The sequence below is a fragment of the Marinibaculum pumilum genome (genome assembly GCF_042646425.1).
In the GTDB taxonomy this organism is placed as follows: domain Bacteria; phylum Pseudomonadota; class Alphaproteobacteria; order Ferrovibrionales; family Ferrovibrionaceae; genus Marinibaculum; species Marinibaculum pumilum.
The window spans coordinates 220,236-241,213 of the sequence record NZ_JBHRTR010000034.1; the positions used below are offsets into that span (position 1 = coordinate 220,236).

23 protein-coding genes and 1 pseudogene are annotated in these 20,978 nt (G+C 69.6%); 10 read left to right on the forward strand and 14 right to left on the reverse strand.

Going from position 1 to position 20,978, the window contains the following annotated elements:
* The 10 genes and pseudogenes from ACFOGJ_RS20895 to ACFOGJ_RS20940 form a co-directional block, all read right to left on the reverse strand.
* Positions 1-229 (reverse strand): annotated as a pseudogene (locus ACFOGJ_RS20895) (hypothetical protein); the annotation flags it as partial.
* Between the two features lie 16 nt (positions 230-245).
* Entirely contained in the window at positions 246-2,690 is a 2,445-nt protein-coding gene (locus ACFOGJ_RS20900; protein ID WP_379904187.1) for a TonB-dependent receptor domain-containing protein, read from the reverse strand.
* Positions 2,691-2,823: 133 nt separating this feature from the next.
* Positions 2,824-3,864 carry a FecR family protein gene (locus tag ACFOGJ_RS20905; RefSeq protein ID WP_379904189.1) on the reverse strand — a complete coding sequence of 347 codons (1,041 nt, stop codon included), beginning with the start codon at positions 3,862-3,864 and terminating at the stop codon, positions 2,824-2,826.
* Between the two features lie 136 nt (positions 3,865-4,000).
* Entirely contained in the window at positions 4,001-4,546 is a 546-nt protein-coding gene (locus ACFOGJ_RS20910) for an RNA polymerase sigma factor (protein ID WP_379904191.1), read from the reverse strand.
* A 149-nt stretch (positions 4,547-4,695) separates the two neighbouring features.
* Positions 4,696-5,310, reverse strand: coding sequence for a LysE/ArgO family amino acid transporter (locus ACFOGJ_RS20915; RefSeq protein ID WP_379904192.1), 615 nt, complete (start codon positions 5,308-5,310; stop codon positions 4,696-4,698).
* A 38-nt stretch (positions 5,311-5,348) separates the two neighbouring features.
* Complete coding sequence (locus tag ACFOGJ_RS20920) at positions 5,349-6,122, reverse strand: DUF169 domain-containing protein (RefSeq protein ID WP_379904194.1); 774 nt, start codon at positions 6,120-6,122, stop codon at positions 5,349-5,351.
* Between the two features lie 97 nt (positions 6,123-6,219).
* Entirely contained in the window at positions 6,220-6,360 is a 141-nt protein-coding gene (locus ACFOGJ_RS20925; RefSeq protein WP_379904196.1) for a hypothetical protein, read from the reverse strand.
* A 216-nt stretch (positions 6,361-6,576) separates the two neighbouring features.
* Positions 6,577-6,792, reverse strand: a complete 216-nt coding sequence (locus ACFOGJ_RS20930) for a hypothetical protein (RefSeq protein WP_379904198.1) — start codon at positions 6,790-6,792, stop codon at positions 6,577-6,579.
* Positions 6,793-6,852: 60 nt separating this feature from the next.
* Positions 6,853-7,440, reverse strand: a complete 588-nt coding sequence (locus ACFOGJ_RS20935) for a TetR/AcrR family transcriptional regulator (RefSeq protein ID WP_379904200.1) — start codon at positions 7,438-7,440, stop codon at positions 6,853-6,855.
* Between the two features lie 39 nt (positions 7,441-7,479).
* Positions 7,480-8,814 (reverse strand): phenylacetate--CoA ligase family protein, encoded by a 1,335-nt coding sequence (locus tag ACFOGJ_RS20940; RefSeq protein ID WP_379904202.1) that lies wholly within the window; start codon positions 8,812-8,814, stop codon positions 7,480-7,482.
* 120 nt (positions 8,815-8,934) lie between these two features.
* Here ACFOGJ_RS20940 and ACFOGJ_RS20945 point away from each other — a divergent pair, with 120 nt between their 5' ends.
* From ACFOGJ_RS20945 to ACFOGJ_RS20990, 10 genes are all read left to right on the forward strand, one after another.
* On the forward strand, positions 8,935-10,227 hold the full coding sequence (locus tag ACFOGJ_RS20945) for an aromatic ring-hydroxylating oxygenase subunit alpha (protein WP_379904204.1): 1,293 nt from the start codon (positions 8,935-8,937) through the stop codon (positions 10,225-10,227).
* Positions 10,224-10,742: an aromatic-ring-hydroxylating dioxygenase subunit beta gene (locus ACFOGJ_RS20950; RefSeq protein ID WP_379904206.1), complete on the forward strand. Its 519-nt coding sequence runs from the start codon at positions 10,224-10,226 to the stop codon at positions 10,740-10,742. The genes ACFOGJ_RS20945 and ACFOGJ_RS20950 overlap by 4 nt, the downstream gene beginning before the upstream one ends.
* A gap of 52 nt (positions 10,743-10,794) precedes the next feature.
* Positions 10,795-11,607, forward strand: a complete 813-nt coding sequence (locus ACFOGJ_RS20955; RefSeq protein ID WP_379904208.1) for an enoyl-CoA hydratase/isomerase family protein — start codon at positions 10,795-10,797, stop codon at positions 11,605-11,607.
* Positions 11,607-12,341 carry an SDR family NAD(P)-dependent oxidoreductase gene (locus tag ACFOGJ_RS20960; RefSeq protein WP_379904210.1) on the forward strand — a complete coding sequence of 245 codons (735 nt, stop codon included), beginning with the start codon at positions 11,607-11,609 and terminating at the stop codon, positions 12,339-12,341. Before ACFOGJ_RS20955 ends, ACFOGJ_RS20960 begins: the two co-directional genes overlap by 1 nt.
* 72 nt (positions 12,342-12,413) lie before the next feature.
* Positions 12,414-13,262 (forward strand): SDR family oxidoreductase, encoded by an 849-nt coding sequence (locus ACFOGJ_RS20965; RefSeq protein WP_379904212.1) that lies wholly within the window; start codon positions 12,414-12,416, stop codon positions 13,260-13,262.
* 246 nt (positions 13,263-13,508) lie between these two features.
* On the forward strand, positions 13,509-13,919 hold the full coding sequence (locus ACFOGJ_RS20970) for a PAS domain-containing protein (RefSeq protein ID WP_379904627.1): 411 nt from the start codon (positions 13,509-13,511) through the stop codon (positions 13,917-13,919).
* A 43-nt stretch (positions 13,920-13,962) separates the two neighbouring features.
* Positions 13,963-14,472, forward strand: coding sequence for a PAS domain-containing protein (locus ACFOGJ_RS20975; RefSeq protein WP_379904214.1), 510 nt, complete (start codon positions 13,963-13,965; stop codon positions 14,470-14,472).
* Positions 14,473-14,616: 144 nt separating this feature from the next.
* Entirely contained in the window at positions 14,617-15,162 is a 546-nt protein-coding gene (locus ACFOGJ_RS20980) for a PAS domain-containing protein (protein ID WP_379904216.1), read from the forward strand.
* Between the two features lie 191 nt (positions 15,163-15,353).
* Positions 15,354-16,616 (forward strand): MFS transporter, encoded by a 1,263-nt coding sequence (locus tag ACFOGJ_RS20985; protein WP_379904218.1) that lies wholly within the window; start codon positions 15,354-15,356, stop codon positions 16,614-16,616.
* Between the two features lie 92 nt (positions 16,617-16,708).
* Positions 16,709-17,347 (forward strand): MSMEG_1061 family FMN-dependent PPOX-type flavoprotein, encoded by a 639-nt coding sequence (locus ACFOGJ_RS20990; protein ID WP_379904220.1) that lies wholly within the window; start codon positions 16,709-16,711, stop codon positions 17,345-17,347.
* An 8-nt stretch (positions 17,348-17,355) separates the two neighbouring features.
* Here ACFOGJ_RS20990 and ACFOGJ_RS20995 read toward each other — a convergent pair whose 3' ends face one another.
* The 4 genes from ACFOGJ_RS20995 to ACFOGJ_RS21010 are packed head-to-tail and all read right to left on the reverse strand — an operon-like array spanning position 17,356 to position 20,904.
* Complete coding sequence (locus ACFOGJ_RS20995; RefSeq protein WP_379904222.1) at positions 17,356-18,063, reverse strand: ABC transporter ATP-binding protein; 708 nt, start codon at positions 18,061-18,063, stop codon at positions 17,356-17,358.
* Complete coding sequence (locus tag ACFOGJ_RS21000; protein WP_379904224.1) at positions 18,060-18,833, reverse strand: ABC transporter ATP-binding protein; 774 nt, start codon at positions 18,831-18,833, stop codon at positions 18,060-18,062. Before ACFOGJ_RS21000 ends, ACFOGJ_RS20995 begins: the two co-directional genes overlap by 4 nt.
* Positions 18,830-19,966 (reverse strand): branched-chain amino acid ABC transporter permease, encoded by a 1,137-nt coding sequence (locus ACFOGJ_RS21005; RefSeq protein ID WP_379904226.1) that lies wholly within the window; start codon positions 19,964-19,966, stop codon positions 18,830-18,832. Before ACFOGJ_RS21005 ends, ACFOGJ_RS21000 begins: the two co-directional genes overlap by 4 nt.
* Entirely contained in the window at positions 19,963-20,904 is a 942-nt protein-coding gene (locus tag ACFOGJ_RS21010) for a branched-chain amino acid ABC transporter permease (protein WP_379904228.1), read from the reverse strand. The genes ACFOGJ_RS21005 and ACFOGJ_RS21010 overlap by 4 nt, the downstream gene beginning before the upstream one ends.
* Between the last annotated feature and the right edge of the window lie 74 nt (positions 20,905-20,978).

Consider the following 20,978-nt stretch of genomic DNA (forward strand, 5'->3'; position numbering starts at 1 on the left):
GAAGCGCCGCCAGCAATCCCGCCAGGCCGAGCAGGCCCAGCCAGGCCGGCACCCCGATCCCCCAGCCGACGGCGAAGCCCAGCAGGGCGAGCGCGGCCGCGGCAAGGGCCAGGCCGCCGGCGACGGGCAGGGGCCGGCCGGCGCGTAGCAGGCCGCTGGCCGCGAGCAGCGCCGCTGCGGCGAGCGCAACCGCCAGCCAGTCCGGCAGGCCGTCCTGCAGCAGGGGCACCGGCGCCTGCCGCCGCTCAGAAGCGCGCGGTGACCGTGGCGCCGAACACGCGGCGCGGGCCCAGGGTTGCGGCGATGCCCTGGTCGGCGGCGTTCAGCGCCTCGTAGGTGAAATAGTCATTGTCGAACAGGTTCTCCGCCCACAGGGTCAGGTCCCAACCCTCGCCGCGATAGCCGGCCTGCATGTTGGCGACGATATAGGCGTCCAGATATTCGAACGGGGCGCCGTCCAGCCGCGACAGGTAGGAGGAGAGATATTTCGCGTCGGCGCCGATGAAGAGGCCGTTCGGCGCCTCCCAGGTGCCGCCGACGGCGATGTTCCACTTCGGCGCCTCGGGGAAGGAGAGGCCGGACAGGTCGCCCAGATTGGCGTCGACGAATTCGCGGAACTGGGTGTCGACATAGCCGATCGAGGCGAAGGTGGTGAGCTGGTCGTTGACCGTGAAGCGGCTGTCCAGTTCGAAGCCCTTCACCGTGGAACTGGCCGCGTTGGTGATGATGTTGGAGTTGAAGTTGCCGGCGATCTGCTGCACCTCGACCTGCTGGTCGCTCCAGTCCATGTAGAAGACGTTCGCAGCCACCTGCAGGCGGTCCGCCAGGAAGCTGCCGCGATAGGATGCCTCGTAGTTCCAGGCATACTCGGGCTTGTAAGTGAAGGTCTGGCCCGTCACCCCATTGGCGCCGGCACCGCCGGTGCGGAACGCCCGCTGCACCGTGAAGCCCAGGCTGTGGCCCGGCGCCAGCTCCTTGATCAGGCCGAGCTTCGGCAGCGGCACCAGGTCGGTATTGCTGGTGTCGGTGTCGGTTACCACCGCGCCGTTGGTCGTGGAATAGGTGCTGTTCCGGCGGTCGACATAGTCCAGGCGGCCCCCCGCCACGACCTTCCAGGTCGGGATCACCTCGTAGACCGCCTCGCCGAAGGCGGCGGCGTTGAACAGGTCCTCGCTGCCTTCCAGGTGGGTGGTGCGCCCGAAATAGTTGGGGCGGTCGCGCGTGTTCTTCGACGTCTCCTGCGCCAGGTAGATGCCCGCGACGGCGGTCAGGCGGACGCCGTCATAATTGGCGCGGAACTCCTGGCTGGCGATGCTTTCCTTGAAATAGCCCTCGGTGACATTGGTTTCGCCTGCCGTGCCTTCGTTGATCGACGGGCGCTGCAGGTCGGTGAAGCTGTAGCTTGTCAGCGAGGTCAGGGTGACCGGCGCCTCCAGGTCGTGCTGGATCTCCAGCGAGGCATTGTGGGTGTCGGAGGACCGCACCTCGGTGAAGACCGGCAGATTGAAGTCGCCGCGGCGGTCGTCATAGGAGAAGCCCAGGCCCGGCCCGGCGATATCGTCGATGGTGGGCGCGTCATGGGCGAAGGAATAGGTCAGCAGCGCGCTGGTATCGGGCAGCGCGTTGGGCAGGAACAGGGCCTTGCCGCGCACCTGGTAGTAGGTGTCGTGGACGAAATCGTCATAGCGGTCGAACGCCTCGTAGGTCGGGTAGTGGAGGTCGCTCTTCGACTGCTCGTATTCGGCCGACAGGCGCAGCGCGACCTGGTCCTTCAACACCGGCGCATTCACCGTCGCCGCACCGCCATAGGTGTGCAGGGTGCCGACGGTGGCCTGCGCCTTGCTCTCCCAGTCGAACACAGGGTCCTTCGTTTTCACGTAGACCGCGCCGGCCAGCGCGGCCCGGCCCGACAGGGTCGATTGCGGGCCGCGATAGACCTCCACCTGCTCCACGTCCCAGAGCCCGCTGGCACCGCGCCGGGCGCCCTGCACCGTCTGCTGCGTGCCGTCGACATAGATGCTGGCCAGGGGCTGGCCGCCGGGGGTGAGCCCTTCGGAGTTGATGCCGCGGATGACGAAGCCGGCATCGTTCCAGTCGCCGTCCAGGACATTGCCCATCATGCGGAAGGTGCTGTCCAGGTCGCGCAGCTCGTGCCGCTCGATCTCCTCTGCCGTCACCACCGCGACGCTGGCGGTGGAATCCCCCAGCACCGTGCTGTTCTTTGCACCATAGACGGTGATCGGCTTCAGGAAGCTGGTCTGCGACGGGGCCGGCCCGCCGGCGCGCTCGATCGTCAGCGCCCCGGTCGGGGTGGTGCGCCAGGCCAGGCCGGAGCCGTCCAGCAGGCGTCCCATCGCTTCGCCCGCGGTGAAGCTGCCCGACAGCGCCGGCGCCTGGTGGTCGTAGGTCGCCGCCTCGGTATACAGCACCTGCATGCCGGTGATGGCGGAGAAGTCGGCGATCGCCTGCGGCAGCGGCTTGGCCGGGATGTCGAACCGCCAGGTGCGGGACGCCGTACTGCCGGTCCCGCTTTCCTGCGACTGGGCGCGGGCCGGCGGGGCGATCGCCGCCGTGGCCGCCAGGCAGGCCAGCAGCGCGATGCCCGCCGTCAGCAGCCGCGCCGTCGGTGCTGTCGGCCCCGCCCGCTCGCTGCGCCACGCTATTCCACGGCCCGCCGGATTGCCCGCCATTCCTCTGCCCCCTCGCTCACAGAACATGAAATGCGTCTACGAAGCATTCGCATTTTGATCTGTGACGATGGCAGTGGCTGGAATCCCCCATCCCGCGTTCGAAGAATTTTCGGCGCGTGGCAAAAGCTGGCGGTCAGCGCAGGACCACCAGCAGGTCCGTCAGGCGGGTGACCTCGACCGGCAGGGTTTCGGCGATGACCCGCAGCGCCTCTTCCGGGCGGTCGATGCGGAACACGCCGCTGACCCGCAGGTCCTCCAGCCCCTCGTCGAGGATGAGGATGCGGCCGGTGCGGTACCGGTTCAGTTCGCCCACCACCCGGGCCAGCGGCGCGTCGTAGAAGACGAACTGGCCGCGCAGCCAGGCGGTGACCTGTGCCCCGTCGAACGGGCGCGCCGGCCCGGGGCCGTCGGGACCGATCTCCGCCTGCTGCCCCGACGACAGCTGCATCGCCGCGGCGGCGGACGCGCCGCTACCGGACAGCGCCACCCGGCCATGCAGCAGGCTGACCACCGCGCCGTCATCCGCCAGCCGGACATCGAAGCGGGTGCCGGTGACCCGGATCTCGCCCTGCGGCGTGCCCACCACGAAAGGCCGTGCCGGGTCCGGCGCCACGTCGAACATCGCCTGGCCCCGCAGCAGGGTCACCTGCCGCTGCGCCCCGGCAAGGTCGACGGCGATCGCCGTGTCGGTGTTCAGGTCGATGCGGCTGCCATCGGCCAGGCTGATCGAGGCAAGCTCGCCCACCGCGGTGGCATGGTCGCTCGCCAGCCTGTCGAGCCCGCCGACCCGCCAGAACAGGATCCCGGCCACCACCAGAGCCAGGCAGGCGGCCAGGGCGGTGAGCTGCGGGGCGCGGCCGCGGCGCCCGCGATGCCGCGGCGGCGGCAGGCGCGAGGCGAGGTCGGGCAGGGCCGGCAGGGGCGGCTGCTCCGCAAGGACCCTGCCGGCCGGAACCTCCAGCGCCGCCCACAATTCGCTCGCCTGCGCATAGGCGTCGGCATGGCGCGGATCGGCGTCCAGCCAGTCGGCGAAGGCCGCCTCCCGTGCCGCCGCTTCGCGCGGATTGGCTGGCGGCTCCCGGCGGCGTGCCAGCCAGGCCGCGGCCGTCTCCAGCATCGCATCGGGGACCGGCGCGTCGTTATTGCCCGGTTCTGCGCCTGTCGGCGGGTTCACGGCCGGCCCGCCGGCTGTGGCGACCGGTCCTTGCGGATCGCTATGCGACTGCACTGCTTCATGCACCTATGACCGTCGCGCGGCACCGTTTCCCCCATTTGCCGGCGCGGTTCCTTTGCATCGGTCCGGCCGCGGCTCATACCTGGCGCCTTGCGGCCTGCAGCCGGGCTCGGCAATGCACCATCGCCCGGGCGATATGCTTTTCCACCGTCTTCTCCGAGATCTGCAACCGGGCGGCGATCTCCCGCATCGTCAGGCCCTGGCCGCGATAGAGCAGGAAGACGATGCGGCATTTCTCCGGCAGTTCCCGCACCGCTTCGGCCAGGATCGCCAGTTCTTCCCGCGCGCCCACGACCGCATCCGGACCCGGCTCAGGACTGACCAGCGACTGTTCCGGGACCGTCCCGTCCGAGTTCCCGTCCAACGGCGTGTCCTGCGGCCGGCCGCGGCGCAAATGGTCGACGGCCAGGTTGCCGGCCATGCGGAACAGATAGGCGCGCGGATTGTCAGGCATCGCCACACCGGCGGTGCTGGCGCGGATCCAGGTCTCCTGGATCACGTCATCGGCCATGCTGGCCGACCCGGTGCGGCGCGCGACGAAGCGGTGCAGCTCCGCATAATGGCTCTCGACCGCCTGGGCGAGGGAGCGGAAGGCGCGCGGCCGGGTTGTCCGTCGGGTCATGGCAGGCGCCGGTTCCGGCAGGGCCGCATCGCAACCGGCGGCCATCGCAGCGCCGGACGGCCGGGTGCGATCAGGGCGATGGCGGGCGCATGCTACGAGTATTGAGAATCAGTCGCAATACGTGATCGCCGGACTTCGACCTTGGAGGCTCAACCTTCCGCCAGCAGCAGCGCGGCGGCGATGGCCCACATCACGAGGGCGATCAGCGCGTCCAGCACACGCCAGGTGACCGGCCGCGCGAACAGCGGCGAGAGCAGGCGCGCGCCGAAGCCGAGAGCGGTGAAGAACACCAGCGAGGCGGCGGTCGCACCGATGCCGAAGGCCAGCCGGTTCTGCGCCTGCGCGGCGACCGAGCCCAGCAGCACGACGGTGTCCAGATAGACATGCGGGTTCAGCCAGGTCAGCGCCAGGCAGGTCGCGAGGGTCGGCCCCAGCCGCTGCCGGCCGCCGGCGGCCGGGTCCAGCGCCTCGCCGCCCCGCCAGGCCGACCAGGCGGCGCGGGCGCCGTAGAACAGCAGGAAGGCGGCGGCGCCATAGCGGAACAGCGGCGCGATCCAGGCGGCGCGTTCCACCAGGATGCCGAAGCCCGCCACCCCGGCGGCGATCAGCGCCGCGTCCGACAGGGCGCAGGCGGCGACCACGGCGCCGACATGCTCCCGCCGCAGGCCCTGGCGCAGCACGAAGGCGTTCTGCGCGCCGATCGCCATGATCAGGCCGAAACCCAGCGAAAAGCCGGCGGCGAGGTCGAGGGCCCAGCCTGGCATTCAGGTTGGCTGCATCCGGGGGCGAAGGGCCGCGGCGGTCACGCGCTGCGGGCGGGGTAGCTGACCCCCATCCCCTCGCGCACGTCCTGCTGGATGCCGTATTGCGGGAAGGGATAGCGGAAGCCGTTCTTCGCCAGCGCGTGCATGCCGGCGATCGCCTGGTCCAGCTGGTCGGGCGGCAGGGCCATCAGCATCTCGTCATCCAGCACGCCGCCATAGCGGCGCTCCGCGAAGCAGGGGATCGACAGGCTGGGCTCCCGCGTCTTCAGCGCCCGGCCCCAGGAATCGGCGCAGGCGCTTTCGCCCACCACGCCCCAGTCGAACTTCCGGTAGCCCGACCATTGCAGCCCGTTGATGAAGTACATCATCGCTCCCGGCGTGGCGTAGAACAGCGCGATGTCCGGCGGGTCCAGCCGGCCCGAGGCCAGCGGCGCCAGGGCCAGCGCCTCGTACTGGCCGTCGGCCACGCAATGCATCGCAGCCTGGTGCTCGGTGGCATCCGCCTCGGTCTCGAACCAGACGCCGACCATGTGCCGGCCCGACCGCCAGGCCGGGTCCTTGGCATGGCCCAGGCCGACCACCGCGCGGCACTGCGCGCCGACCAGGTCGTCCGCGGTGATCCCCACCGTCCAGCCCAGCCGCGCCGCCTGGCCCACCGCCTGGTCCAGGGTGTGGATCTTCTGCGGCCGCCGGATCTTCGGGATCGCCTCCATCTCCGCCCGGTCGGCAAAGAGCTTCATCCCGAACGGAATGCTGCGCACCTTCAGCAGCCGCTCCAGTTCCGCCGACAGGGCCGCCCAGTCCCTCGCCATCGCCATTTCCTCCGCCGATCCATGTCCGTTTCTCCGGTCATCCTGCCAGCAATGGCTGCGCAACCCCAATGGCATGGCATCCCGGGGCCACGGAATCTCAGGCGGGAGCGATGGCATCGCGGATCAGGACCTGTATCGGCTGCAGGTCTCCGTAACGGTTGCTTGCGATGGCGGCTGTCATCCAGCCCTCGCGCGAGATCTGGCGGATGTCGATCCGGTGACCCGCTTCCAGTCTCATACGCCAGATCAGGGCGCGCTGGACGCGCCCATTGCCTTCCCGGAAGGCGTGGATGGCGGTGCAGCTTCCTGTAGCCGGCAAAGGTCAGCGCGATTCTGGGCAGATCCTGCATCCGGATTGCGCTGAAATAGGTCTCGCGCCGCTCGAGTTCGCCTGGGTCCGTCAGGCCCCAGACGTTGACAAGGGTCTTCCCGTCCGCCGACAGGAAGGGATCGCTCACTGCCTCCCGACGCGCCGGCCGCGGAGCGGGTTCGCTTCAAAATGCGCGGTCATCGCGGTGGCCTGCTCCTCCACGCTCAGACCCTTTTCGATCAGGCTCCGGGCGAAGAGTTCGTCGCTGGGATCCAGGTGCTGCCCTTCGACCGCGGCATTCGCCAAACCCTGCTCGAACAGTTCCAGGCGGCGGGCGATTTCTTCAGGTGTCGGCATCATCGCCTCCTTCAGAGTCCAGCCATCCTATCACGGTCGGCCGCGAAAGATGCCTGTCGGTGGCTATCTGCCCAGCCCCGCCAGAAATGTCTCCGCCACCATCCCCGCATAGGCCTCCGGCCCCACCGGCCCGGCCGGGTCGTACCAGACATAGGTGTAGTTGATCATGCCGATCAGCATCATGGTCTGGGCGGGGCGGGCGGCGGGCGGGGTGCGGCCGGCGTCGAGGTCGCCGACCAGGCCGCCGATCACCGCCAGGATGGCGCGCTGCTTCGCCACGATGGCGGCGCGGTCCTCGTCGCCCAGGTTCTGCAGGTCGTGCAGCAGGACCACCTGCAGGTCCTGGGAGCCGGCATTGATGACGCACATGCGGGCGACGGCGCCGCGGAAGCGGGCCTCCAGGCTGTCGCCGTCCTGCGCGGCGTCCCGCAGTTCCGCCAGCATCATGTCGAGATGCTCGTGCAGCATCTCCGACAGGATCGCCTCCTTCGACGCGAAGTAGTGATAGAGCAGGCCGCGCGACATGCCGTTGGCGGCGGCCAGGTCGGCGATGGTGGCGTTGGGATAGCCGCGGGCGGCGAACAGCGCGGCGGAGCGGCGCAGGATCTCCTTCCGGATTTCCGGATAGTTCTCCGCCTGGGTGCGCGCCATCTTCTCGCCCTGTCGTGGGTTCCGTCCCGTCGCGATCCGTTACTTGCGGACCTGCACCCGCTGCGCCTTCGCCTCGTAGCGGGGCAGGGTGCCTTCCGGGTGGCATTCCACCGGCACCTTCAGGCCCAGCCGGCTCTGCAGCGCGCGGCCGACCGTGCCGGCCAGGTCGTCGGCGCTGCCGTTGTAGCTGCGCTCATGCTCGATGGCGACGACCATCTCCTTGGGCGAGACCTCCAGGCTGTCGACATAGATCTGCCAGGCCTCCTTCACCGTGCCCGGCGTACCGGCGACGACATCCTCGATCTGCGACGGATAGACCAGCACCCCGCGCACCTTCAGCATGTCGTCCGACCGGCCGATGATGCGGCCGATCTTCGCCATGCCCTTGCGCCCGCAGGGGCAGTCCCAGGGCTGGTCGGAGATCCGCACCAGGTCGCGGGTGCGCCAGCGCACCACCGGCGAGGCCTGCTTGTCCAGGGTGGTGACGACGATCTCGCCGATCTCCCCCGGGCCGACGGGCTTGAAGGTATCGGGGTCGAGGATCTCGGTCAGCACGCTGTCCTCGTTGATCAGGTGCATCTCGTCGTTTTCGTGGCTGTGCGGGCAGGCGACGGAGACGATCGGCCCGCCGGCCTCAGTGGTGCCGTAGGTGTTGAAGCTCTTGAAGCCGTCCGGCAGCTCCGCCTCCAGCTCGTCGCGGAAGGCGCGGCTGACCGACTGGCCGCCGATCACCGCGAAGCGCAGGCGCCATTCGGTCTTCGGGTCGATCCCCTTCTCCCGTGCCGCACGGATCAGGGAGGCGAGGAAGACCGGCGAGACCGTGGCCAGGTCCCACTGCATGTCGCGCATCCATTCCGCCACCAGGTCCGACCGGCCCGGCCCGACGGGAAAGTTGATCACCCCCAGCTCCGCCATCCCCAGGTCGTAGGCCAGGCCGCCGACCCAGAGCCCGAAGCCGAAGCCGTTATAGCCGCGATGGCCGGGCCGCAGGCCATGGGCGTAGAGCTGCCGCGCGACCTGCTTCGCCAGCAGGCCCTTCATGTCCCAGTCGGTATAGCCGAAAAGCACCGGCAGCCCGGTGGTGCCGGAAGTGGCGCAGAAGCGGGTGACCCTGCCCACATCCTCGGTCAGCATCGGGAAGGGGTAGCGTTCGCGCAGCTGGCTCTTGTCCAGGAACGGCACCGACGCCAGGGCCTGCGGGTCGGCCAGGTCCTTCGGATGCACGCCGCCCTTGGCGAACTGCGCCACCCATTCCGGCGCCGCCGCCAGCCGGGCGCCCAGCTTCGCCAGCTTGGCATGCTGGATCGCCTGCAAATCGTCGCGGTCCAGCGCTTCCATTTCCGGATGCAGCATGGTGGCGTTGGGCTGGCCCATCTTGGCGTCTCTCCCGATCCTCGTTGGCTGTGCAGGCTTGCACATTTTGTCGCAGCGTATTATAAACCGGACAACCGGTCAATTAATTGACCAGACCAGTGACGGATCCGGGAGGGCGACATGAACCTGGCCTTGCACGACACCGGCCTGACAGCGGCGGCGGCAGTGCCGGACCTCGGCCGGCTGATCCGCGACGACCATGTCCACGGCTCGCTCTACAGCGATGCGGCGGTCTTCCAGGCGGAGCTGGAGCGGATCTGGTACCGCACCTGGGTCTATGTCGGCCATGAGAGCGAGGTGCCCAACCCCGACGACTTCGTTCTGAAGTCGATCGGCCCGCAGCCCGTCATCATGACCCGCGATCGCGACCGGCGGATCCACCTGCTGCAGAACCGCTGCCCGCATCGCGGCAACCAGGTCTGCATGCAGGCGAAGGGCAATGCGCGCACCTTCACCTGCCCGTTCCACAAATGGACCTTCGCCAATACCGGCAAGCTGACCGCCTTCGCCTTCCCCGACGGCTATGAGGGACAGGACATGGAGGCGCTGGGCCTGGGCCTGGGCCGGGTGCCGCGGGTGGCGAGCTACCGGGGCTTCGTCTTCGGCTCCTTCGCGACCGAAGGGCCCAGCCTGATCGAGTATCTGGGCGGCGCCGCGCAGACCCTGGACCGGGTCTGCGATATGTCGCCGGAGGGCGAGGTGGAACTGACCGCCGGCTTCCTGCAGCACCGGGTGAAGGCGAACTGGAAGTTCGTGCTGGAGAACGAGACCGACGGCTATCACCCCGCCTTCGTCCATGCCTCGATCTTCTCCGCGGTGCAATCCGGCATCGGCGCGCTGTATGGGCCACGCTCCACGGCGCTGACCCGCGACTTCGGCAACGGCCATACCGAGCTGGACCTGCGCCCCGAATTCCGCCGGCTTGACAAGCCGATGGGCTGGTTCGGCACCTCCACCGACCGGCTGCCCGACTATGCCGCGAAGATGGAAGCCGCCTATGGAGCGGAGCGGGCGCGCCAGATCATGATCGACGGCGTGCCGCATGTGATGATCTTCCCCAATCTGTTCATTGCGGAGATCCAGGTCTTCGTGCTGCAGGCGCGCGCCGTCGACGATACGGTGCAGCATGTCACCGCGCTGCAGTTCAAGGGCGCACCCGACCTGAACCGCCGCCTGCGCCAGCAGACCATGGGTTCGGTCGGCCCGGCCGGCTTCCTGCTGGCCGACGATTCCGAGATGTACGAGCGCACCCATCGCGGCGTGCAGAGCCTGCAGCCGGAATGGCTCTACCTCGGCCGCGGCCGCCATCGCGAGCGCCGCGACGAGGACGGCCATATGGTCGCCCATGCCACCGACGAGGTGCCCAGCCGCGGCATCTGGCAGCACTGGCGCAGCCTGATGGAGGCGGCATGATGTCCGCCGCCGCCGCGCTCGCCGACCCGCCGCTGCAGGCGGATGCCGACCTGCAGCGCCGGGTGGAAGCCTTCATCTATCGCGAGGCCCGTCTTCAGGACGAACATGAATACGAGGCCTGGGAAGCGCTCTGGACCGACGACGCGATCTACTGGGTGCCGGCCAATGCCGACGACATCGACCCGGACCGGGAGATGTCGATCATCTACGACAACCGGTCGCGCATCGGCGTGCGGGTGCGGCAGCTGCTGTCGGGCAAGCGCTATACCCAGGAGCCGGCCTCCCGCCTGCGCCACATGGTGACCAATGTCGAGATCCTCTCCGTCGATGGGGCTGAGATCGCGGCCGGCTGCAACGTGCTGGTTTATGAATCCAACAATCGCGGCGAAACCCTCTGGGCGGCGCGCACTGACTACAGCCTGCGCCAGACCCCGGAGGGCCTGCGCATGGTGCGCAAGAAGGTCGCCCTGGTGAACCTGGACAAGCCGCTCTTCACCCTGTCCTTCCTCATCTGACCGCCATTCTGAATTGCAGCCGGCCGGGACCGCCCGGCCGCGGGAGACTTCCGTGACCCAGACACGCACCCTGATCGCCGACGGCCTCGTCCTGCTCGACCTTGCCGACGGCGTGGCGCATCTGCGCCTGAACCGCCCCGACGCCGCGAACGGCATGAGCGTCGACCTGCTGAAGGCGCTGTACGACGCGATCATGCTCTGCCATGGCGAGCCGGACGTGCGCGTCCTGCTGCTGACCGGGGAGGGCAAGAACTTCTGCGCCGGCGGCGACGTGCAGGCCTTCCATGCCCGCGGCGAGGCGCTGCCGGACTATGTGCGCCAGGCGACCGCCTATCTGCAGGACGCGGTGCTGTCGCTGTCGCGGCTGCAGGCGCCGGTGGTGATCGCGGTGCAGGGCTTTGCCGCCGGCGGCGGCGGTTTCGGCCTGGTCTGCGCCGCCGACATGGTGGTCGCGGGCGAGGGCGCGAAGTTCCTGGCCGGCGCCACCCGGGTGGCGATGGCCCCGGATGCCGGGACCTCGGTCAACCTGCCGCGGCTGGTCGGCATGCGGAAGGCGACGGAGATCCTGCTGACCAACCCGGTGATCGACGCCGACGAGGCGCTGCGGCTGGGCATCGTCACCCGCGTGGTGCCGGATGCGGAGCTGATGTCCGCGGCGAAGGCCCTGGCCGCCGAGCTGGCGGCCGGCGCACCGAAGGCGCTGGCGGCGACCAAGCGCCTGCTGCGCTCCGGCATGGGCCTGGGCATGGAGGCCTGCCTGTCGGAGGAGGCGCGCACCGTCTCCGAACTCTCCGGCACCGCCGATGCGCGGGAAGGGCTGGCCGCGGTGATCGAGCGGCGCAAGCCGGCCTTCACCGGCCGCTGATGGCCGCCCTGCAGGGGCGCCGCGCCTTGGTCACCGGCGCGGCAAAGGGCATCGGCGCGGCGATTGCGCGCCGGCTCGCCGCCGACGGCGCGGCGGTGATCCTGGCGGACCTGGATGGCGACGGCGCCGCTGCGCTGGCAGACGAAATCGGCGGCACGGCCGTGACCCTGGACGTCACCGACAACGCGGCGGTGCAGGCGGCGATCGCCGCCGCCGGCACCCTGGACATCCTGGTGAACAATGCCGGGGTCGATCAGCACGCCTTCTTTACCGCGACGGCACCGCAGGACTGGCAGCGCCTGCTGGCGGTCAACCTGCTGTCGGTGCTCGCCACCTGCCATGCGGCGCTGCCGGCGATGCAGGCGGCGGGCCATGGCCGCATCGTCAATATCGCCTCGGAGGCCGGGCGCCAGGGCAGCCGGGGCGGATCGATCTATGCCGCGGCCAAGGGCGGCGTGATCGCCTTCACGAAGTCGATCGCGCGCGAGAATGCCCGCTACGGCATCACCGCGAACTGCGTCGCGCCCGGCCCGGTGGACACGCCGCTGGTCCGGGCCGGCATCGCCGCCAGCGGCGAGAAGCTGCTGAAGGCCATGCAGGGCCTGACCCTGGTCGGCCGGCTGGGCCGGCCGGAGGAGGTCGCCGCTGCCGTTGCCTACCTCTCCTCCGACGACGCGGCCTTCGTCACCGGCGAGGTGCTGGGCGTGTCCGGCGGCATGGGGATGGGCGGCTGAGCGGGACATCGCCGCTGGAACCTTAAACCGGCACCGGCGGTTGCGCGGGGGAAACCAGCCAGGAGCCCCGTGATGTCGCAGAAGCAGCCGCCGCAGGAACAAGCCCATCAACCCGGCCGGGAAGCGGAGATGGTGCCGCCGCCCGACCCGATGCCGCGTCATCCCGGCAGCGGCCGCCTGACGGGGAAGACCGTCCTGATCAGCGGCGGCGACAGCGGCATCGGCCGTGCCGTCAGCATCCTGTTCGCCCGGGAGGGCGCCCGGCTCGGCATCCTCTATCTCGACGAAGACGCGGATGCCGCCCGTACGCAGGAACTTGTCGCTGCAGAAGGCGGCGAATGTCTGCTGCTGCGCGGCGATGTCGGCGACCCGCAGGTCTGCCGCGATGCCGTGGCGCGGACGGTGGACCGCTTCGGCGGGCTGAACGTGCTGATCAACCACGCGGCCGAGCAGCATCACGAGACCGAGGTGACGGAGATCCCGCCGGAACGGCTGGAGCGCACCTTCCGCACCAACCTGTTTGGCTATGTCTACATGGTGCAGGCGGCGCGGCCGCACCTGTCGGCCGGCGACACCATCATCAATACCTGTTCCGTCACCGCCTATCGCGGCAGCAGCCACCTGCTGGACTATGCCGCGACCCGCGGCGCCGCGGTGGCGCTGACCCGCACCCTCTCCAACAACCTCCTGGGGGAGGGGATCAGGGTGAACGGCGTGGCGCCGGGCCCGGTCTGGACGCCGCTGATACCGGCTTCCATGCCGGCGGAGAAGGTCGCGGAGTTCGGCGCCTCCACGCCGATGGGCCGCCCCGGCCAGCCCTGGGAGATCGCGCCCTGCTACCTGTTCCTGGCCTGCAGCGATGGCAGCTTCATGAGCGGCCAGGTGCTGCATCCCAATGGCGGCGAGATGATCGGCAGCTGACCCGGCGCAGGCCCTACCGTTCGGTATAATGGCGTTCGGCGCGTGCCGACCTAGACTGGCGGTGAAACCGGTTCGCCGCCCGCATCCCGCCGGCGGGCCGACCGGGTCACCCGACCAGCGGAGGCTTGCATCGAGACGCGCGGCACCATCCGGAAGGGCGGCTTCGAGCCGCCGGATGCAGGCGAAAGGGGATCGATCCAGATCGACACGGCGCTGCAGTACCGCGAATCGCAGCTCGGTGTCCTGCTGGACTATTGGCGTGCGAAAAGCGGGCCGCGCACCATGCCGGCGCGTGGCGATATCCGCCCGGCGGACCTGCCCGGCCTGCTGCCGTACATGTTCCTGATCGACATCGAGACGGAGCCGCTGCGCCTGCGCTACCGCCTTCTGGGAACCGCCCTGACGGAGGCCGTTGGCCGCGACAGCACCGGCCGCTATTGCGACGAGATCTGTCCACCGCCGGCGATGGCCCGGATCGAGGCGGGCTATCGATGGATGATGGCCGCGCGGGCGCCGGTCCGAACCCACGGCCGGGCGATCCATCACGTGGTCGGCTTCTACGACTACGAGATGCTGCACCTGCCGCTGTCGCCGGACAACGACCGGGTGACGATGGTCGTGGGCGGCCTGTTCTTCGAGATTCCGGAAACGCTGTGAAGGACCCGCGGATGCCGATTGCCGGAGCTGCGGGACGGTGACGATGGCCAGCGGCCCCGGCGATCTGCCGGACGCCCCGCCGCGCGGTCCGGTCGGCGTGGATCCGGTCCTGCGGTTCGAGGATCCGCGGCTCGGCGAGCTTCTGGCCTATTGGCGGAGGAAGCGCGGCGAACGCGAGCTGCCGTCCCGTTCCGACATCCGGCCGGCGGACCTGCTGCGCCACCTGCCCAACCTGGTACTGATCGACGTCCAGGCGGAACCGTTGCGGCTGCGCTATCGTCTGCTCGGCACGGCGATCGTGCAGGCCATGCAGCGCGACAATACCGGCGCCTGGTACGACGAACTCTACGGGCCGGACCTGCTGGAAGAGATCTATGCCGGCTTCCGCTGGATCCTGGCGCACCGCGCGCCGCTGCGGACCTATGGCCGCGCCTTCTATCCGGACCGGCGCTTCTACCGCTATGAGATCCTGAACCTGCCGCTTTCGAGCGATGGCGCGCGGGTCGACATGGTGTTGGGCGAACTGCTGTTCACCCTGGATTCCGAGGTCTGAGCCGGCGCATCCCCTGGTATTTCGCCGCCGGGTCGATAGACTGCGTCGCTTCCGGCACGGAGGCCGGTGGCTCCTGCCTGCCCCCGATAATCCTGCTATCCGGCAATCCGGCGATCGGGCAATCCGGCGATCTGGCGACACGCGATGGCGGCAACGACACCGAACCTGGCCATGAGGCCGCAGGCCGGACCGGAACTGGCGGTCGATCCCGATCTGCGGCTGCAGCATCCGCGCCTGGTCGATCTGCTCGCCTTCTGGCAGGGCAAGTGCCGAGACGGCTGGCTGCCGGCGCGGGCGGACTTCCGGCCGGACGAACTGGTGAAGCATCTGCCCTATCTCGTCCTGACGGAGATCCGGGGCGATCCCCTGCGGATGCGCTATCGCCTGATCGGCACGGCGATCACCAAGGCGATGGGCCGGGACCGCACCGGAATGGACTTCCACGACCTCTATCCGCCAAAGTTCCTGACCCCGATGAAGGCCGGATTCCGCTGGCTGCTGGAAAACCGCCGGCCGCTGCGCGGCCATGGCCGCATCTTCCAGCCCGACCGGCGGCTCTACGACTTCGAGATCCTTAACCTGCCGCTGGCAGCCGACGGCGAGCAGGTCGACATGGTGCTGCACGAGCTGATCCTGTCCCGCGCCGACAAGCCGGGTGGCTCTGCCTACCGGCCCCGCGGGACCGACTAGCAGGCCCGCGCAGGTCGGTTCCGCGATCCGGACTGGCCTGGGTTGCACGCGGCGCCTGTTCCAAGCCGCCGGTTCCTCCGCTATATGGCGCTCTCGATAAACAGGGGGAACGCCGCCGTCATGGTCTGGCGATTGCCGTCGTGCGCCGGCAATCGCGGACAGGGGGGCCGTTTCCGTGCGGGACGACACCCATGAGCGAACGGACGGCAACGGCCGGCGCGGCCGCGCAGCAGGGCCGCTACGACATCGACGGACGCTATGCCTGGCAGCGGCTTTGCCTGTCGCTGGCGCTGGCGACGGTGGGCGGCATCGGGCTCTGGTCGGTGGTCGTCGCCCTGCCGGCGGTGGAGGCCGAGTTCGGCGTCGACCGCAGCGATGCGTCGCTGCCCTATACCGCCACCATGCTGGCCTTCGCCGTCGGCGGCGTGCTGATGGGGCGGCTCGCCGATCGCTTCGGCATCCGGGTGCCGATGATTCTGGCCGCCCTGCTGATGGGTGCCGGCTATGTCCTGGTGTCCTTCGCCGGCAATCTGTGGGAGTTCGTCGCCGCCCAGGCGCTGTTGATCGGCATCGGCGCCTCCGCCAGCTTCGGCGCCCTGGTGGCCGATGTCTCGCTCTGGTTCCGCCGCCGCAGGGGCATCGCCGTGGCGATCGTGGCCAGCGGCAACTACCTGGCCGGCACCCTCTGGCCCTCGCTGCTGCAATACGGCATCGACACGATCGGCTGGCGCAGTTCCCATGTGGTGATCGGCATCGCCTGCGTCGTGCTGATGGTGCCGCTGGCGCTCGCCCTGCGCCGCCGCCCGCCGGTGGAGGAGGTGGCCGCGGGCGGCAGTGTCATCCGCTCCGCCCACGACCGGGTGGATACGCCGCATCTGTCGCCCCGAGCCCTGCAGGTCCTGCTGGTGGTCGCCGGCCTGGCCTGCTGCATCGCCATGTCGATGCCGCAGGTCCATCTGGTCGCCTATTGCGTCGACCTGGGCTACGGCCCGGCGCGGGGGGCGGAGATGCTGGCGGCCATGCTGGGCCTGGGCATCGTCAGCCGGCTGGCCTGCGGCGTGCTGGCGGACCGGATCGGCGGGGTCGGCATCCTGCTGCTCTCCTCCAGCCTGCAATGCCTGGCCTTGTTCTTCTACCTGCCGTTCGACGGGCTGATGTCGCTCTACGTGATCTCCGCCCTGTTCGGCCTGTCGCAGGGCGGCATCGTGCCCAGCTATGCCCTGATCGTGCGGCAGTACTTCCCGGCATCGGAAGCTGGCTTCCGGATCAGCCTGGTGGTGATGGCGACGATCGTCGGCATGGCCATCGGCGGCTGGCTGTCGGGCCTGATCTACGACCTGACCGGCTCCTACCAGGTGGCGTTCATGAACGGCATCGCCTTCAACCTGCTGAACATGTCGCTCGCCGCCTGGCTGCTGCTGGGCGGCCGCTTCCGCCGCGCCGGCACCGCCTGAGGACGGTTGCGACCGGAGATCTGCCCGCCACCGTACCGTCGCGCCATCATGCGATATGATGATGATGGCGGCACGGATGCAGGGAGGGCGCGATGAGCGACCGCTTCGCAGGATTCCGGGACTTCGTGACGAACGAGGCGGAGCTGGAGGCGGTGATCCCGCCGCCGCTGCCGCAGATTGCGGGCAAGGTGGTCGACCGGCTGGACGAGGTCTGTCGCGGCTTCATCGCCCGCTCGCCGTTCTGCGTGCTCGCCTCCGCCAATCCGGACGGCCATATCGACCTGTCGCCGAAGGGCGATCCGGCGGGTTTCGTGAAGGTCCTGGACGACAGCCACCTGGCCATCCCCGACCGGCCGGGCAACCGCCGCGCCGACACCTTCCGCAACCTGCTGCGCGACCCGCGCCTGGGCATGATCTTCCTGATCCCGGGCAAGACGGAGACCCTGCGCATCAGCGGCGAGGCGCGCATCGTCCGCGACCGCGACCTGCGGGAAAGCATGGCGATCGACGGCAGGGTGCCGGCGCTGGCCATCGTCCTGCATGTCGAGCGCGCCTTCATCCACTGCCCGAAATGCATGATCCGCAGCGGATTGTGGGAGCCGGAGCGCTGGCCCGGCAGCACCGACCTGCCCGACATCGGCAAGGCGATGATCGCCCAGGCGAAGCTCGACATGACAGAGGACGAGCTGTTCGACCTGGTCACGCGGGAGGGGCTGACGACGCTCTACTGAAGGCCGCTTCAGGCCACCTCCAACCAGCGCTGCCGGATCTCCTGATTGTCGCGGATCTCCGCCGGCGGGCCGCTGTGCACGACCTGGCCATGGCCGACCACATGGATGATGTCGCAGATCTTCAGGGCGATGGTCAGCTTCTGCTCGACCAGCACCACGGCAACGCCCTGGCGGCGGATATCCTCGATCACCTCCACCACCCGCGCGACGATGTGCGGCGCCAGGCCTTCCGTCGGTTCGTCGATCAGGATCACCTTCGGCGCGCCGAGCAGGGAGCGGCAGATGGTCAGCATCTGCTGCTCGCCGCCCGACAGGTTGCCGGCCCGGGTGTTGCGCCGTTCCTTCAGGCGCGGGAAATAGTCGTACATCTGGGCCGCGGACCAGGCGACACGGTCGCCGCCGGGATCCTGGCGGCCGAGCACCAGGTTCTCCTCGACCGTCAGGTTCTCGAACACCTGCCGGTCCTCCGGCACATAGGCGATGCCGGCACGGATGATCTCATGCGCCTTGCGGCCGGCCAGCTCGCGATCGCCGAGCCGCACCGAGCCGGCCTGCGGCGGCACCAGTCCGACGATCGCCTTCAGGGTGGTGGAGCGGCCGGAACCGTTGCGGCCGACGATGCCGGCGATCTGCCGCGGCGCCACCGCGAAGCTGACGCCCTGCAGGATATGGCCCTGCCCGTAGCCGGCATGCAGCCCTTCGATCGCCAGGCTCATGCCGCCACCTCGCTGCCCAGATAGGCCTCCTGCACGCGGGCATCGGCGCGGATCGCCTCCGGCGTGCCGGAGGCGATGATCTGTCCGTAGACCAGCACCGAGACCCGGTCGCAGAGCCGGAACACGACATCCATGTCATGCTCGATGATCAGCAGGGTGCGGTCGCGGGTGACGTCGCGGATCAGCGCCACCACATGGTCGGCCTCGTCGCGGGACATGCCCGCCGTCGGCTCGTCCAGCAGGATCACCTCCGGCGCGGTGGTCAGCGCCAGGCCCAGCTCCAGCGCACGCTGCTCCGAATAGGTCAGTTCGCCGGCCGGCGCGTCGGCGCGACCGCCGAGCCGGATCGTCGCCAGCATCTCGCGGGTCTCCCGCGCCACCGCCTCGTAGCTGTCGGCGAGGCGGAAGGCGCCGAAGCGGATGCCGTGCCGCGCCATGATGCCGAGCCGCAGATTCTCCATCACCGACAGCCGCGGGAAGATCCGCGTGATCTGGAACGACCGGGCGAGGCCCAGCCGGTTGATCCGCTCCGGCGACAGCCCGTCGATGCGGCGGCCGTTCAGCAGCACCCGTCCGCCGCTGGGCCGCAGCAGGCCGGAGATCAGGCCGACCAGGGTGGACTTGCCGGCGCCGTTGGGGCCGATCAGGGCGTGGCGCTCGCCGGCCTGCACGTCCAGTTCGACGCCGCGGATGATCTCCAGCGCGCCGAACGACTTGCGCAGGCCGTCCAGGCGGATCACCGGCCGGCTCTGCTCCGCTGCGGCGCTCATGAGCTGCGCCTCAGCTCGGCCAGCGCGGCGTTCAGGGCCTCGATGCCGCCGACAGCCAGCGCGGCAAGCAGCACGAACAGCAGGGTCCGGGCGGCATCGCGGAACAGCACGCGCCGGCCTTCGGGCGCTCGCCATCGTCGCCAGCGCGACAGTACCAGCGGGGTCAGGCCCTGCGGCACGAACAGCATCACGCCGACGAAGATCAGCCCCTGGTAGAGCAGCCAGAGCCGGGTTGTGTCGGCCAGCAGCGCGCCCAGCAGGGTCAGGCCGGCAGCGCCGAAGACCGGGCCCAGGAACAGCCCGGAGCCGCCGACGAAGGTGTGCAGCACCGCAGCCGCGGAAACGGTGCCGCTGAAGATCGTGTAGTTCACATTCTCGGTGACGAAGGCCAGCAGCCCGCCCGCCAGGCCGGCATAGGTGGCGGAGACGACGAAGACGATGGTCTTGGTCAGCCGCGCATTGTAGCCCAGGAAGCGGACCCGGGTTTCGTCGTCGCCCAGCGCGAAGGCGACCCGGCCCAGCGGCGTCAGCCCGAACAGGTACAGCGAGGCGATCGCCGGCAGGGTCCAGGCGAGCACCAGCCAGTAGATCTGCGCGATCGGCCCCATGCTGAGCCCGGCCCAGGGCATCCGCATCGACGACATCCCCATCTCGCCGCCGAACAGCGGCTCCAGCTGCGGGCCGAGGGCGTACATCAGCTCCGCGATCGCCAGGGTGATCATGGCGAAGTAGGTGCCGGTGCGCACCGTGGCGAACCAGCCTGCCGCGGCACCCAGCAGCATGCCGCCCAGCGCGCCGGCGAACGGGATCAGCGGTGCGGGCAGGGCGATCGCACCGCCCTCCACCGCCCGCATCAGGTGGATGGTGGCGAACATGCCGATGCCGAAATAGGCGGCATGGCCGAAGGACAGCAGCCGCGCATGTCGCCACAGCAGGTTGAACGACAGCGCGAACAGCGCACCGACCAGCATCTGGATCAGGGTGAAGAGGAAGCGGTCGCCGATCGCCAGCGGCATCGTCGCCAGCAGCACGATGACGGCCGCGATCGCCAGGAACATCGCGCGCCGCCGGCGACTCGCACCGGGCGCGGCTGCCGGAAGTGTGGGGGCCATGCTGTCTGCCTTGCCGCTCATGCCTTCTCTCCCATCAGTCCGGCGGGCCGCAGCAGCAGCACCAGCAGCATCACCGCGAAGGGGATGGCGCCCGCCAGGGTGGACAGCTTGGTCGTCAGCACGCCGCCCGCGCCCAGCGCCCAGTCGCCAAGGCCGACAAGCGCCAGCCCGTCGGCCGCGGACCAGTCGAGGCCGACGGCGAAGCTGGAGAACACGCCGATCAGCAGGGAGGCGAGCAGGGCCCCCTCCAGCGAGCCGAGGCCGCCGACCACCACCACCACGAAGACGATCACGCCGAGCTCGTGCGCCATGGTCGGGCCGGTCGGGTAGAACACCCCGGCGACCGTGCCCGCGAGCCCGGCCAGGGCCGCGCCGCCGGCGAACACGCCGAGGAACACCTTCGGCACGTCATGGCCCAGCGCCTCCACCATGTCGGGACGCCGCACCGCGGCCCGCACCACCAGGCCGATCCGGGTGAAGCGGGAGAGCAGGAAGACGGCGGTGAACATCACCACGGCGACCAGCGCGATGAAGACTCGGTAGAAGGGGTAGTTGAGGTCGAACAGCTCGAAGGCGCTGAAGCCCAGCGCCGCCGGCATCGGGTTCTCCAGCGAGTAGTGGCCGTAGAACATCTTCACCAGCTCCTCGATGATGAAGACGAGGCCGAAGGTCAGCAGCAGCTCGTGCGCATGGCCGTGCCGGTGCACCCGGCGCAGCATGTACTTCTCGATCAGGCCGCCCAGCACGGCCACCGCCAGCGGCGCCAGCAGCAGCGCCAGCCAGAAATCGCTGAAGCGGGCGATGCTGTAGCCGAAATAGGCGCCCAGCATGTAGAACGAGCTGTGCGCGAAGTTCAGCACGCCCATCATGCCGAAGATCAGGGTCAGGCCGGCTGAGACCATGAACAGCAGCAGCCCGTAGCTGACCCCGTTGAGCAGCGAGATGGTGACGAATTCCATCGTTCGGATCCGTTCGGCCCTGGTTTGCGGGGTGGCGGCGGCTCCGGGCGGGGGGAGGTCGCCCGCCCGGAGCC

Excerpts from the sequence above, each read along its gene's own strand:
- ACFOGJ_RS21010 (WP_379904228.1), bottom strand. The coding sequence starts at position 20,904 with ATGGAATTCGTCACCATCTCGCTGCTCAACGGGGTCAGCTACGGGCTG.
- ACFOGJ_RS20925 (WP_379904196.1), bottom strand. The coding sequence starts at position 6,360 with ATGAGACTGGAAGCGGGTCACCGGATCGACATCCGCCAGATCTCGCGC.
- ACFOGJ_RS20950 (WP_379904206.1), top strand. The coding sequence starts at position 10,224 with ATGATGTCCGCCGCCGCCGCGCTCGCCGACCCGCCGCTGCAGGCGGAT.
- ACFOGJ_RS20920 (WP_379904194.1), bottom strand. The coding sequence starts at position 6,122 with ATGGCGAGGGACTGGGCGGCCCTGTCGGCGGAACTGGAGCGGCTGCTG.
- ACFOGJ_RS20900 (WP_379904187.1), bottom strand. The coding sequence starts at position 2,690 with ATGGCGGGCAATCCGGCGGGCCGTGGAATAGCGTGGCGCAGCGAGCGG.
- ACFOGJ_RS20975 (WP_379904214.1), top strand. The coding sequence starts at position 13,963 with ATGGCCAGCGGCCCCGGCGATCTGCCGGACGCCCCGCCGCGCGGTCCG.
- ACFOGJ_RS20990 (WP_379904220.1), top strand. The coding sequence starts at position 16,709 with ATGAGCGACCGCTTCGCAGGATTCCGGGACTTCGTGACGAACGAGGCG.
- ACFOGJ_RS20965 (WP_379904212.1), top strand. The coding sequence starts at position 12,414 with ATGTCGCAGAAGCAGCCGCCGCAGGAACAAGCCCATCAACCCGGCCGG.
- ACFOGJ_RS20935 (WP_379904200.1), bottom strand. The coding sequence starts at position 7,440 with ATGGCGCGCACCCAGGCGGAGAACTATCCGGAAATCCGGAAGGAGATC.
- ACFOGJ_RS20980 (WP_379904216.1), top strand. The coding sequence starts at position 14,617 with ATGGCGGCAACGACACCGAACCTGGCCATGAGGCCGCAGGCCGGACCG.
- ACFOGJ_RS20995 (WP_379904222.1), bottom strand. The coding sequence starts at position 18,063 with ATGAGCCTGGCGATCGAAGGGCTGCATGCCGGCTACGGGCAGGGCCAT.
- ACFOGJ_RS20940 (WP_379904202.1), bottom strand. The coding sequence starts at position 8,814 with ATGGGCCAGCCCAACGCCACCATGCTGCATCCGGAAATGGAAGCGCTG.
- ACFOGJ_RS20945 (WP_379904204.1), top strand. The coding sequence starts at position 8,935 with ATGAACCTGGCCTTGCACGACACCGGCCTGACAGCGGCGGCGGCAGTG.
- ACFOGJ_RS20985 (WP_379904218.1), top strand. The coding sequence starts at position 15,354 with ATGAGCGAACGGACGGCAACGGCCGGCGCGGCCGCGCAGCAGGGCCGC.
- ACFOGJ_RS20960 (WP_379904210.1), top strand. The coding sequence starts at position 11,607 with ATGGCCGCCCTGCAGGGGCGCCGCGCCTTGGTCACCGGCGCGGCAAAG.
- ACFOGJ_RS21000 (WP_379904224.1), bottom strand. The coding sequence starts at position 18,833 with ATGAGCGCCGCAGCGGAGCAGAGCCGGCCGGTGATCCGCCTGGACGGC.
- ACFOGJ_RS20915 (WP_379904192.1), bottom strand. The coding sequence starts at position 5,310 with ATGCCAGGCTGGGCCCTCGACCTCGCCGCCGGCTTTTCGCTGGGTTTC.
- ACFOGJ_RS21005 (WP_379904226.1), bottom strand. The coding sequence starts at position 19,966 with ATGAGCGGCAAGGCAGACAGCATGGCCCCCACACTTCCGGCAGCCGCG.
- ACFOGJ_RS20910 (WP_379904191.1), bottom strand. The coding sequence starts at position 4,546 with ATGACCCGACGGACAACCCGGCCGCGCGCCTTCCGCTCCCTCGCCCAG.
- ACFOGJ_RS20930 (WP_379904198.1), bottom strand. The coding sequence starts at position 6,792 with ATGATGCCGACACCTGAAGAAATCGCCCGCCGCCTGGAACTGTTCGAG.